Raw genomic sequence first — 13,206 nt, 5'->3', positions numbered from 1 at the left:
TGAGCAAGTCAGCTGGATTGTATGGTTTACGTCCGACTGCTTTGGGCGTAGCGTAGCGAAAACCCATTTGATTTAAGTCCAAGCTATCGGCAAAAAGGTCAATCACACGGACTGGGTTATCTTGGCTTATCATTTCTTCAAGCGAAGATGGAATCAGACTGATTTGGTTTCTATCCATGTTATTGCTTATAAAGCGCGACATATATTCACCTCAAAGCCGAATGTTTCTATGATTTTTATTATATCATAGTAGCCTTGATGCTCATGGTTTAGGGCTAGTTTTATGAGGTTAATCTTTAATTGTTTTCGCACAGTCTGACGTTCCTTTTTGGTAATATATTATTACTAAATATGATTTTAATGTAACAGGTAGGATAAATTAAACTGCAGAAGAAAGTTAATGTAGAATAATAAGCATATTACATGGTGCAATAACAAAAAAGTTGTCAAATAAGGAACGTCCTCTAGTACTACTAGTATCCTATTGTGTTTTTTTATCGTGGGGTTCTAAAAGGTGTTTTTTGGTTGGATGGTATAAAGTACATCTTTGGTAAAGATCTTAGTATACCGAGGGAAAAAAAGAAGGCTATGAACGATTTCAAATAGAAGCTCAAAAAAGGATTGAAGAGCTAAAACGTGTTAATGAATATCCATAGTCGTCGTTTACGTACTTTCTAGGTCAGCTGTTTATAGGCTGACCTGTTTTTTGTCAGTTCGGACGTCAATTGCACATAGATCCACAAATCCGGCTACTCTTCAGTTCAGATAAAAGTGTTTCTAAAAATCCTTAAAGAAGCGATATGGTTTCCGAGAATCTTTGGAAACCATATCGTCTTTTGATCAAATTAGTAAATGATTTTGTAAGTTAAAGATAAATATTGAGGGATAATGAGATATTTTGTAAAAATATAAAATATTATATCGAACGAATAGTTGATTTGGATAAGAGGAAAAAGGAAGTAAGTGTAAAATATATGATTCTTGGAATTTTATTTGAAAAAATGTAAAAATTGGTTTGGAGGCGAACGAGCTTATGCATTGATGTAAATCAAAACAAAATAAGGGAGTTAAATAGAGAGGTGATTTGAGTGGTTTTAAGACCACCAAGGCTTTTTGAAAGAACAATTCTGGCAATTGCCTTAATTGTTAGTTTTTATGCCTTTGTATTAATCGTTTCAGGTGGATTATTTTATATTTCCTATTTAATTTTTTCATGGGCGCACAATGGTTTATTACTAGCTAAGGTTGGTTTGCCATGTATCGCGATAGGTGGAACTATATTGTGGAGTGCCATTCCACGCTTTGGTCGTTTTTTACCACCAGGGTTGCGTTTAACTCAGGAGAAGCATCCTAAGTTGTTTGAACAAATTGCATCGGTCGCGCAAGCAGTTAACCAACGACCTCCTAAAGAAGTGTATCTTATCCCTAATGTGAATGCTTGGGTAGGAGAGAGAGGCGGGATTATGGGAATTGGGAGTCGCCGTATCATGGGAATCGGCATGCCGTTACTTCAAACACTTTCGGTTTCTGAGTTCAGGGCTGTTTTGGCTCATGAATTTGGTCATTACTATGGCGGCGATACTAAGCTTACTCCGTGGATATACAAAACAAGGACCTCCATTGCTAGAACTATTCAATCCTTGGAGGAAGGGATTCTTCACATTGTTTTCCAAGTATATGGAAAATTGTTTCTTCGTATTACTCATGCAATATCTCGTTATCAGGAATACGTAGCGGATGAGGTGGCGGCTCGAGTAGAGAGCGCCCAAGCATTAGCATCTGGACTGCAAAAAATCCATGCGGCAAGTTTAGCTTATAATCCTTTTTGGCAGAATGAATTTCTTCCAGCTTTAAACGCAGGATACCTTCCACCTTATGCTGAGGGATTTAAATGCTTTATGAGCAATGATAATATTCATAATGCCATGATGACTAGTGTGGAAAAGGAGTTGGCGGCAACTTCAACTTCACCTTATGATACTCACCCTTCATTGCGGGAACGACTACAAGCTCTGGGCAGTAATCTGATTTTAGAAGAGGAAATTCCAGCAATCACACTGTTGGATGAAATACCTCTTGTTGAAAAAGAGCTTTTTGTGGCGTTGAATGAAGAAGCCGGAAAGAATCTGCAAGTAGTTCACTGGGCTAGTATAGGTGAATCAGTCTATTTACCAATGTGGAAGGGTATGGAAAAAAGATATAAATCAATTTTAGAGGGAATTGCTTTAGCGGATATTCCCGATATTGCTGGAGCACCAAGAGAGTTTATAAGGAAGATTGAGTTGGTGGAAAATCGGCAATTGTCTGTTAATAGCGGTTATTTATATGCAAAACAAATAATAGCAGCAGCAATTAGCGTAAAATTGGTTCATAAGGGGTGGTGCATTAGCGCAATGCCAGGGGAAGCAGTTAAACTAACCAATCAAGATAATGAATTTGAACCATTTAAAGCGATAAATGATTTATTTGAAAAGAAGATAACAATTGTAGCTTGGCGGGAAATGTGCCAGCAAGCAGGGATATATGAAATGGTACTGGGGAATCAGTGAGTTAATGTTTGTAAAAGATAATTTAAGATTGTAATTTTGGTTAAGTTAGAGTAAAAACTACCATTATTATAACAAGCAGGCTAAAAATCGCCAATTATATGATGATATAATCAAATCCTTTGAGATCCTATTTTGAAGATGTGCAATAATCTCACCAAAGGAGGCAATATGCGGAAAAGGATTTTATTTTTGTTAATATTGCTTTTATTTGCCACTTCTACAGCCTTTGCCATTGAAGGCAAACTTTTTGAGAATAAAGACGATAAATACCAAATTACATATCCTGAAGACTGGAGTCCGTTAGGTTATTATAAATCGAGAATGGATGCTATAGTAGTCGCGTTTATTTCCCCGGATTCAAATGCCTCAGTAAGTATTCAATCAAGCAAATCTAACAGGAAAAGGGTGGAAGAGCTTTCTAAAGAAGAAGTTAAAGAGGTTGTAGAAGAAACGTTCAATGATGCTCGCAGTTCATCGCCTAATATCAAGTTAAAATGTTATTCTATTGAAAATTTCAAAAACCAAAAAGCAATCAAGATCACCACAATCAATCCACCTTCTTTGCACTTACACGAATCTGTAGACATTGTTTTTGTTGTTTTTAATAATTCCTTCAGATATGAGATTTGTTATGGAGGTTTTCTTCCAGAAATGAAACAATACCAAAGATTGATTAACGAAAGCATCAATTCGTTTGAGTACATGGATTGAAACTACTTACTATTAGTGGACTGATGAAGGCTAGTTGTTATCGTAATCGCTTTGTGCACGATCAAAAGAAAAGGAACGTACTTTTTGTTTCCTAATGGGAAGAAATGATAAAATAGAGTAAAGTAAAAAACAAAGAGAAGAATATGGTAAGATGCGTGAGAGAAAAGAGTGCTAGTGGAATATATTATGTTATGATGCGGGGGATAAACCGGCAGGATTTTTTTAAGCGTTGCTCATCCGTAGTTCCAAGTTGCTTATTTATCTTTCTGATTGTTAATCCATCCTTTAGCCGCATTAGTACGGCTTGCTCTTTCAATTCCGCTGGATATTTTTCCATTCCCTTTTTCTTGCATTTTGGGGAGCTAATTCACGGAACCCATTAGAGCGGTTCTTTTGTTCCCGGAACATTGTTTTATTTGAAATAGTCTCCAATGCTACTGATACATCGACTTTTTCCTATACTCCGTTGGTGAACACAGCATATAGCGCCGGAAGATTTCTGCGTAGTAACTGGAGTTGGAGAAACCAACCGCTTCGGAAATTTCCGTGATATTTTGTACATTACCCAATAATAACGGAATACTTTTCTGAATGCGATAGCGGAGAAGATATTCAAAACAAGTCTGCCGCATCATCCTTTTGAAGAAGCGGCAAACTTCACTTTTACTGATATTACATGCTGCAGCAATATCCTCTAGTGTAAGATTTTCTCGGTAATTGCTGTGAATATAGTTTAGTGCTTCTTTCAAACGGGGAACGCCCTTGGAGCTGGACGGGCTTTTTCCCTGCATTAATTGAATTTCTTGATACAAAGCAGCCCAAAGCTCACACAATTTGCTCTTGATTTGTAGTTCATAGCAAGTGGGTCGTTCCTGATGAAGGTTGCTAATATCCCACAAAAAGTTGATAATCTGTTTTTGTCTGTCGTTTTCCGGATTTAAATACAGAGAAGAAAACTGTGGTGATTGGGCTATTGGATCCACATATATATTTTTGATGGCACTAGTTTCATGACCAAAAATCAGGACCGGATGAAATATCACTGCGAAATAAGAACAGTCCTGTCCTTTATAGGCTCTTGCCGTATGAAGGCTGTTGGAGTTGGCAAATATACCGCAACCCTTTTTTGCGGTATATACGGTATCGTTTACTTGGTATTCCATCATCCCGTCCAAGATGACAGAGAACTCAAATTCCGGATGCCAGTGACAGTCCAAAAAACCATGCTCAAACATGGACAGGGAATCGTAGCTTGTTTCTAAGGGAAAACCGTAATTGCCATGGGGTGTTTCCTCGAAAAGATTCTCTCCTATTTTTAGCTTCTTTTTCATAAAAACCTCCATTTGGCAATATTGTTATTACTATAGAGAATATTCTTATGGATAGCAGGCTTTAATGCTATTATACTTATGCTAATACAAATTGAAAACATTTTTCTGAAGGGGATTGTTATGAGCGAAGACTTGCACGAACGTAATAAAAACCGGATTAAAAAGTTCTTACTTAATTTTCTGTCTTGTACCCAAAAAGACGTTGCCGACGGATTGGAGATGAATCTTTCCCTGGTTGGTAAGATTATCGACGAAATGCAGAAGAACGGTGAAGTGGTTCAGGCCGGACAAGACATATCTCGTGGAGGCTGGTTAATAAATCGATATCGTCTAAATGAAGATTCTTCCTATGCAATGATTATTTGCCTGACAATGAAAACTATAAAAATTCAGGTTATCAACCTCTTTAAGAAAGTAAAAGAAGAACAAACATTTGAGGTGGCAGGAGAGAAGCATATTGATTGTCTAAATAAAGCCATCCTTGATGTAAAGTCGAGATATCCGGCTCTGCGGAGCATTGCCATGAGTGTGCCGGGAAATGTACAGGAGGGGAAAATCATGTATGTTTCCCAGCCTAATTATCTTGTAGGGACAGATATAGCTCAGATCCTGTCTCAAAAATGTGAGTTACCGGTTTTTACTTTTAATGATGCTAATGTTATGGCATTAGGATACTATACAAAACACATCGAAATTTCTTTAAAAAACAATAGTATGGTCTATCTTTGCTGTACTGAAACCGGCCCTGGCGCAGGAGTCATTGTTGATTCGAAAATTGTAAACGGATTCTCCGGGTTTGCAGGTGAGGTATATGCAATTTGGCCCAGGCAGGAAAATGAAACCTTACAAATACAAAATTATATTTCAGCGATTATTTCAGTTATTAATCCTCGATATCTTGTTTTAAGTCCTCAGACAAATAAAAAAATAGATGAAGATGCCATAAAAGAATTTGTCTGTGCGAATTTTCCCGAGCATAGCATACCGGAACTACGCTTTTCTTCCGAAACTGAGATAAACCTAACAGATGGATTGGCTGCGTTGGCTATTGCCAATCTATTTCCCAATCGATTTTTATTAAATTGGTAGATAGTTTTTATATAGTAAAATCATAACAGAAGCGACTTACCGCGGGGACAAGGGGCAGGTTCGCTGTCACAATTATGAAATTAAAACGACGAGGTCAACGGACCTAAAAATCCGCTGACCTCAGGGAATGCTTCGCAAACGAGGAATCTCTAGGGACGGTACTTCTGAATCTGAAAATATGATATGTTAAAAGAAGTTTGGGGAATCTCTGGGGACGGTACTTTTGAATCTAAAAATGTGATATGTTAAAGAAGTTTGAAGTTCTAAAGATGCGTAAAATGACGATATTTAAATCAGGAAAACCGTCCTGGGAGTTTTAGATGACATACTAGTCCAGTGTTAAGGTGATTAAATATCGGGACAAGCTTTTGCTTGGTAATATGTGTAATACCTGTCAACGGGCAGGACATATGTCCGGAGTTGGCGAAATACATAAAGCATTGTTTCGCTATAGAATCAATCCTTATATTGCATTACTAAATGGAGGAATTAATGAGAACGAGAAATTTTACAACCTTTTTGTTTCTGATTGTTTTGGTGCTGCAGTTGTCTGTAGCTCAGGCTGCTACTATTTTATATGTCCCTCAGGATGATCGTCCGGTAAGTCTAGATAATGTGGTGGATACGGCGGAAGCAGCCAAGTTAACAGTTTTGACACCACCGGCTGAATTGATTGCCAGCCGGGATAAGAAGGGAGATCCCGATAAGCTGTGGGAATGGGTCGACGAGCATGCCGGCCAGGCGAATGCTCTGGTATTATCAGGCGATTCGTTAATTTACGGCGGTCTGGTCGATTCGCGCACCCATGATTTTAGTGAAACTGTGCTCACGGAGCGTTTGGCCCGGTTTAATGAACTGCGTAAAGCACATCCTTTCGTTAAGGTATACGTATATTCGACGGTTCTCCGTACTCCGCAGGGGACGGCCGGCGGCGTAGAACCGGCCTATTATGAGCAGTATGGCTGGAATATCTTCCAGCTTACCGCGCTGCGCGATAAAGAGGAACTGGAAGGCCTGAACAAAAAAGAACAGGAACTGCTTAAAAATAATCTGGCTATTATCCCGCCGGAAGCACTAAGCGACTGGATGCAGCGCCGGCAGAAAAATTTTGCCATCAACTCCGGCTTGATCGAACTGGACCGGCAGGGCGCGCTGGATTACTTTTTATTAGGACGGGACGATACCGCTCCTTATTCCCAAAGCCATAAGGAAGGACGGGAACTTAGCGCTCTGGCGGCTGATATACCGCAATCGAAGTTTCAGTCCTTTCCGGGCGCCGACCAACTGGGGATGGTGATGCTGGCCAGAGCCTACAATGATATGATGTCTCGCATTCCTATCGTAAAAGTGCAGTATGCTCCCGGCGCGGGCAAAGACAGTGTGCCGAGCTATGAAGATCAAAAGGTAGGTCAATCGCTTACCGCCCATATCGTGGCCGCCGGCGGTATTGTGCTGAATAATCCGTTAAAACCGGATTTTGTCGTCAATGTAAATACGCCGCCTACAGGCAAAACACCTGAGGCCGGGTCAGCTAAAAACACAACCAAACTGACCCCGGAATTACGGCGTTTTGTCGATGGTATTCAGGCTCAGGTTGAAGCGGGCCAAAAGGTTTCTGTCGCCGATATTTCTTTTGCCAACGGCTCCGATAATGCCTTTATGACCGAATTGTCCCGCCGCAACCTGCTGGACAAGCTAAATTCCTATTCCGGCTGGAACACGGCAGGCAATACGATGGGCTATACCATTGGACAGGGAATGTTGGCCGGTGCGGCTGACGATAAAGACCGGAAGCGGCTGCTGGCTATCCGTTATCTGGATGACTGGGCTTACCAGGCCAATATCCGGCAGGAATTGCAGGAAAAGATCGTATATCCCAATAAAGGCAGCCTGGTCTATCTTAATGAATTAAAACCGCTGCTGACGGAACAAGCACTGGAACAGGAGCGGCAATTTGCCCGGCAGCACTTATGGCTGTCGCCAGAACGGGTTACTGTAGAGTTTCCCTGGAACCGGATGTTTGAGCTGAACGTGATGATTGCTCCCGAATAAAAACGATTTCCATTAGTTCAAACGCCTGACGGCCTCATGACCGGCAGGCGTTTGAACTAGTTATGGGGACAAGAGAACAGGTTGTGCTTCAAAAACACACTAAAACTTGCCGCACAAGTCCGAAACCTCAGATAGTCCTCATTCAAAAAAGAGGCTGAGTCAGAAAACTGACTCAGCCTCTTTTTTGAACAAATGAATAGTGTCAAAGAATCGAACCCGTCGAATCAATTTGAAATCAAGGCAAAGGAGAAGGCCACTCAGTGGCCCCGCCGATAAATGGATGATGCACCCGGAACGTCCCTGTAGAATATTATGAGTTGGGCCAATAAGAATGAGAAAAATCTCTATGACTTCTCATATTGGTACATACTTTCAATTCAGAAAGGGCGCGTAACTATGATGGAGTGGTTCCTGATAGTAGGCTTTGCGATCTCTTCCAGTATAGACAATTTAGGGGTGGGAATGTCTTATGGAATTCGCGATATCCGCATTAACTGGCTTTCTAACCTGGTGATTGCTACGATCTGCTTCCTCTTTAGTGAAGGGGGGATCCTATTTGGAAATTGGTTATCTGCTGTGATCCCTGGTGTTCTCCCGGATTTGATTGCTGCCTTCATTTTGTTTGCTGTGGGGGTTCGGATCATTTTATTAGCCCTGCCTCGCACAAAACATAGTAAAGAATTGTCTGCAAACGCAAAGCTTATGAAACCACAGCAGGGTAAGTTTGCGGCCATATTAGAAAATCCGGAAATGGCAGATATGGATCATTCGCAGGAAATCGGCTTCGGTGAAGCTATTCTGTTAGGAATAGTATTATCCGCTAATGCACTTACCAACGGCCTGAGTGCCGGGCTTATCGGTCTATCGCCCTTAGCCATTTCACTGGTATCTGCCGTCGGCAGTTTTATCGCGGTTTGGGCCGGTGTTTATTTGGGGCACAAAGTCGTGGATTTTCGAATCGGTTCATTCACTTTGGGGCAGTTTGGAACTATTCTAAGTGGAATCATCTTGCTGCTTATCGCGGCGCATGCGCTGTGGTAGGAGTTGAACGGTTTGAGTTTTAGAGTCCATTTGTCCGCCAACTGTGTCATAGTTTGCTGGGGAACTACTGATTTATTCACACTGTGCAGCCTGACGGAGCTTTTTTGCGGGGTTGCGCCGGCAGAAGCTTGAAATAGCCTGACTATTCCTGAGATCTTACTTTCTTATCCAGCGAAAAAATCTCGTCAGAGCGATAGGTTCATTAAATCAATGGGTTCCCCTGGAATTACTTCAAGCTATTAATGACAAAAGCGAACATAAAATTAAAAATCATTTGTGTTTGATTTTTCGAACTAGCCACTCGACGATACTGCTGTCATACTCCGGCAGTTGGCTGCGATATTTTTTTAGTTTTTCTGCGTCTAAGTTCTGCAGTTCAAGTTTCGGCTCATCTAACTCACCAACAGTCAGATAGGTATGAAAATAATCAAATACATAATTTACGCATATTTTTGTATTCTCATTTCTTTCATCCATATTAAGTTCATTTAGTCTGTCTTCTTTCTTTCGTTGGGCAATATATTCCTCAATTGTCAGCACAAGATCACCTTTACAATAGAATTTGTTATTTTTAAGATTATATTGGTTACTATTCTTTGAATTTTATTTATTCTTTTTTATAATTGGATAATACCTAATTTTTATTAAAATTTAATTATAGAATCGGCATGTATTGTTATAAATTCAATATAATCTTGACATTGCAGAAAATCTGAGCGACGATATTTTTGAATCTAGATTTAACGGTGTATTAAAAATAAATCGCAGGAGTATCAAATAAACCATCCCTGATAGGTTCAAAGAGCTTGAATAAAGCTTCAATAAGCTTCATTGTAAGGTTGTGAAAATATGGATAACAACAATATTAAAAAGGCATATGCGTGTTCGAAAAATATTTATGATGATATGCTGACCAGAAAAAAATGGTGGTCTAAATTGTATATATGGTTTTTTTGGAGCAATGTAAATGATATAGAAATGGCTAACAGGGTTTTAACTATGATACCAAGTGATTTTTCAGGAAAGATGCTAGATGTACCAGTTGGTACGGGCGTATTTACATTGGATAAATATAGAGTGCTGCCCAATGCTGAAATCACGTGTGTAGATTATTCCGAGGATATGCTGCTGCAAGCCCGGGAAAGATTCTCTGCTAGTAAACTTAGCAATGTTACTTGTATTCAGGGAGATGTTGGTGATCTGAATTTCGGCGATGAAACCTTTGATATTGTCCTTTCCATGAACGGATTCCATGCTTTCCCTGATAAAGAGAAAGCATTTTTTGAAACTGCGCGCGTTCTAAAGAAAGACGGTATCTTTTGCGGGTGTTTTTATATTAAAGGACAATGTAAACGCACAGATTTTATCGTCAATTTTCTGTTAGCAAAAAAAGGCTGGTTTACGCCACCGTTTCAGTCGCTTGAGGAATTAAGGATAAAGTTATTGACCATGTACTCGCAAGTAGAAATAGACAATGAAAAATCAATGGTTTATTTTAAGTGTGTCAAATAGTCATAAACATTGTAGTCCGTTATCAGCTGGATATAGTCTGACCAGATTAACATTCTTTCAACAAAATCTGAGGGACGGTACTTTAATTTGATTTGATGGTGTATTAAAACAACAAATCACAGGAGAATCGAAGCAACCGTTCCGGGAAGTTAAAATGATGATGGTCATTAATCCAAATGCCTGCCGGCTTTATGCCTGGCAGGCATTTGACAGTTTCAGACGTTCCCTGTAGAGGCCTAGCGGAGAGGCCATGCCTGATAAAAAATGCCAAGGGAGTAAATACTTGAAAGAGACGTCTTATTGTAAGAGGACAAAATGGACAATACCGCATTGATATTAGCAAGAATACAGTTTGGCCTTACGCTGACATGCCATTTCTGGTTTGTGGGACTTACCCTTGGGTTATCCATCTTAATAGCCTTAATGGAAAGCTGTTATGTGCGCGTGGGAGACCAAATTTACAAGTGGATGGCAAAATTTTGGGGCAAGTTGTTTTTGGTCAGCTATGCTGGCGGTATCGTAACCGGTCTTGTCAACGAGTTTCAGTTCGGCATGAACTGGTCAGAATACTCCAGGTTTGCCGGCAGTGCATTTGGGCCGCCTTTGGCATTTGAAGCCTTAACTGCGTTCTTCGTGGAATCAATTTCGATTGGAGTATGGGCGTACGGCTGGGACAAGGTTTCCCGGCGTGTCCACCTTAGCTTTATCTGGCTTGTGGCGTTAGCTGCCAACTATTCGGCGTTCTGGATCTTATCGGCCAATTCCTTCATGCAGCATCCTGTGGGCTATGCATTGAACAACGGACGCCTGGAGCTAAACGATCTCGCATCGTTTATAACCAATTCGTATCTTTTCTATCAGTATTCCCACACCGTTCTATCCGGGCTGGTGTTATCCGGATATTTTGTTATGGCTGTGAGCGCATACTACCTGCTCCGCAAGGAGCAGGTGAATTTATTCATGCGGTCTTACAAGATAGGTCTGGTATGCGCCATGATAGCTACCGTTTCGGTGATTGGTACCGGCCATTTTTACAATCAGTATCTTGCGGATACCCAGCCCATGAAAATGGCGGCTTCTGAGGCGTTGTGGGAAACGGCTGAACCGGCGCCGTTCGTTTTCTTCGCCAGGATTGATGAAGAGAACAGGCGGAATACTTATCAATTAGCGCTGCCGGCGGGACTCTCCGTCCTGGCTTACAATAGTTTGAACACTCCCGTGACCGGGATGAATGACCTGCAAGCCGAGTTCGTAGAAAGGTATGGTTCAGAGGACTATATCCCGGCGGTGACGATTTTGTTCTGGAGTTTCCGGGGCATGGTTGGGATCGGCTTCTGGCTGGTTTTCCTTGCCGTTCTCAATTTATGGTATTGGTGGAAGAGGCAGCTTGCCGGCAGTCCGGCTTTGTTGAAAGCTACCATGTGGAGCCTGCCTTTGCCGTACCTGGCTATCACCATGGGGTGGACGATGACCGAGATGGGCAGGCAGCCGTGGCTTGTCTACGGTTTGCAGTTGACGAAGAAGGGTGTCTCCCCAGTTGTGTCTTGGGCAAATGTAGGGATCTCTTTAATGGTATACGCGGCGGTATACGCCGTCATCATTTTGTCAGTCCTTTATATTGCCTGTACCATTATCCGTAAAGGCCCTGCCAATACACAGGAGGGGGGCAGATAACCCGATGGATTTAAACACGGTATGTTTTATCATGTTCAGTTTTCTGCTTCTCGGTTATCTTTTATTGGAGGGTTTTGATTACGGTGTCGGCATGCTGCTTCCTTTTCTTGGCGAATCAGATAGAGAAAAGCAAGCCATAATCCAAACCATAGCTCCGGTTTGGGAAGGAAACGAAGTCTGGCTCATTGCCGCCGGAGCAGTTCTGTTTGCCGGCTTTCCTCACGTCTATGCCACTTTATTCTCCGGGATATATCTGGCGCTGGTTCTTATGCTCGTGACGTTGATTCTGCGTGGTGTAGCATTTGAATTTCGTGATCAAAACAACAATCCAAAGTGGCGGAGGTTTTGGGATTGGGCCATATTTTCCGGCAGTATAATACCTTCTTTGCTCTGGGGAATCGTATTCGCCAACCTTCTTGCCGGATTACCCATAGACGGTGAAAAGCAGTATGCAGGTACTTTGGGCGATTTGCTAAGTGTATATTCACTGACCGGCGGCCTGTTTTTTGCTCTCCTGTTCTTACTTCATGGAACCGTTTTTCTCACATTGCGGTTGGATTGCCGTTTTATGCTGCAGATCGGAAAGCTCGGACTCGCTACCAGCAAGTACGCATTGCTTTTGTCTGTAGGATTTATCCTCCTATCATTCCTGTATACCGACCTGGCAGCAAGGCTTGTGCCTGCCTTGGCCCTGGCTGTACTATTTCTAGCGTTGCTTTTTTGCTACCGGCGTTTGCAGGAGCAGCAATATGCACTTAGTTTTATGTTTAGTGCCGCTGCGATTATTTCTGCTGTTTCTGCCATTTTTACCGGGCTGTTTCCCAGGTTGATTGTGTCCAGTTTGGACCCTGATTGGAGTCTCACGGTTTATAACTCGGCTTCTAACCCTTTAACCTTAAAGCTTATGGCTGTCACAATGGCAATCACGTTACCTGCTGTGCTGACACTCGAGGTTTGGAAATATCACATCTTCCGGGAAAGGGTAGCTGTCAACACTTCTGATATTGAGTCGCTATTATGGGAACAATTGCATTGTCAATTGCAGAAAATAAGAACTCATTTAGGCAATCTCCTTACTGTTATCAGTAAAGGAAAGAAAGTGTTAGACAGCAATGTGTTAAGGCTCGATAAAGCTCCGGCAACAGCGATGGCAAAGGAGCTACAGGAATTTCGCGGGTTAATACGATACGGCCATCAAATGGCAAACCTAATCGCCAGAATAATAAGTATGTTGAGAAAGTAATATT

At 41.4% G+C, this 13,206-nt stretch carries 10 protein-coding genes and 1 pseudogene; 8 read left to right on the top strand and 3 right to left on the bottom strand.

Annotated features, from left to right (window positions below; genetic code table 11):
- Positions 1–202, bottom strand: a pseudogene (locus BMW43_RS21355) (IS5/IS1182 family transposase); the annotation flags it as partial.
- A gap of 886 nt (positions 203–1,088) precedes the next feature.
- On the opposite strand from BMW43_RS21355, the gene BMW43_RS11340 reads away from it, so the two are divergent.
- Together BMW43_RS11340 and BMW43_RS11335 are read left to right on the top strand one after the other, a co-directional pair.
- Entirely contained in the window at positions 1,089–2,549 is a 1,461-nt protein-coding gene (locus BMW43_RS11340) for a M48 family metallopeptidase (protein WP_091747260.1), read from the top strand.
- A 168-nt stretch (positions 2,550–2,717) separates the two neighbouring features.
- The gene (locus BMW43_RS11335; RefSeq protein WP_091747257.1) at positions 2,718–3,260 is read left to right on the top strand and encodes a PsbP-related protein; all 543 of its coding nucleotides are present in this window, start codon (positions 2,718–2,720) and stop codon (positions 3,258–3,260) included.
- Between the two features lie 434 nt (positions 3,261–3,694).
- Here BMW43_RS11335 and BMW43_RS11330 read toward each other — a convergent pair whose 3' ends face one another.
- On the bottom strand, positions 3,695–4,591 hold the full coding sequence (locus BMW43_RS11330) for an AraC family transcriptional regulator (RefSeq protein WP_177173563.1): 897 nt from the start codon (positions 4,589–4,591) through the stop codon (positions 3,695–3,697).
- A 120-nt stretch (positions 4,592–4,711) separates the two neighbouring features.
- On the opposite strand from BMW43_RS11330, the gene BMW43_RS11325 reads away from it, so the two are divergent.
- The 3 genes from BMW43_RS11325 (at position 4,712) to ytaF (ending at position 8,773) form a co-directional block, all read left to right on the top strand.
- Positions 4,712–5,680 carry an ROK family protein gene (locus tag BMW43_RS11325; RefSeq protein ID WP_177173562.1) on the top strand — a complete coding sequence of 323 codons (969 nt, stop codon included), beginning with the start codon at positions 4,712–4,714 and terminating at the stop codon, positions 5,678–5,680.
- Positions 5,681–6,172: 492 nt separating this feature from the next.
- The gene (locus tag BMW43_RS11320; protein WP_245732376.1) at positions 6,173–7,732 is read left to right on the top strand and encodes a DUF4127 family protein; all 1,560 of its coding nucleotides are present in this window, start codon (positions 6,173–6,175) and stop codon (positions 7,730–7,732) included.
- 396 nt (positions 7,733–8,128) lie between these two features.
- Positions 8,129–8,773, top strand: a complete 645-nt coding sequence (ytaF, locus tag BMW43_RS11315) for a sporulation membrane protein YtaF (protein ID WP_218140658.1) — start codon at positions 8,129–8,131, stop codon at positions 8,771–8,773.
- 270 nt (positions 8,774–9,043) lie between these two features.
- On the opposite strand, the gene BMW43_RS11310 is transcribed toward ytaF, so the two are convergent.
- Entirely contained in the window at positions 9,044–9,313 is a 270-nt protein-coding gene (locus BMW43_RS11310) for a hypothetical protein (RefSeq protein ID WP_091747245.1), read from the bottom strand.
- A gap of 309 nt (positions 9,314–9,622) precedes the next feature.
- Between BMW43_RS11310 and BMW43_RS11305 the strand changes: the two genes are divergently transcribed.
- The 3 genes from BMW43_RS11305 to cydB all read left to right on the top strand — a co-directional run bounded on the left by BMW43_RS11305 (position 9,623) and on the right by cydB (position 13,202).
- Positions 9,623–10,285, top strand: coding sequence for a class I SAM-dependent methyltransferase (locus tag BMW43_RS11305; RefSeq protein ID WP_091747242.1), 663 nt, complete (start codon positions 9,623–9,625; stop codon positions 10,283–10,285).
- A 315-nt stretch (positions 10,286–10,600) separates the two neighbouring features.
- Complete coding sequence (locus BMW43_RS11300; protein ID WP_091747239.1) at positions 10,601–11,959, top strand: cytochrome ubiquinol oxidase subunit I; 1,359 nt, start codon at positions 10,601–10,603, stop codon at positions 11,957–11,959.
- Between the two features lie 4 nt (positions 11,960–11,963).
- Complete coding sequence (gene cydB / locus BMW43_RS11295; RefSeq protein ID WP_091747236.1) at positions 11,964–13,202, top strand: cytochrome d ubiquinol oxidase subunit II; 1,239 nt, start codon at positions 11,964–11,966, stop codon at positions 13,200–13,202.
- The last annotated feature ends 4 nt before the right edge of the window (positions 13,203–13,206 follow it).

This window comes from Propionispora vibrioides (assembly GCF_900110485.1).
Lineage (GTDB): Bacteria > Bacillota > Negativicutes > Propionisporales > Propionisporaceae > Propionispora > Propionispora vibrioides.
This window is presented reverse-complemented; position numbering and strand designations above follow the sequence as displayed.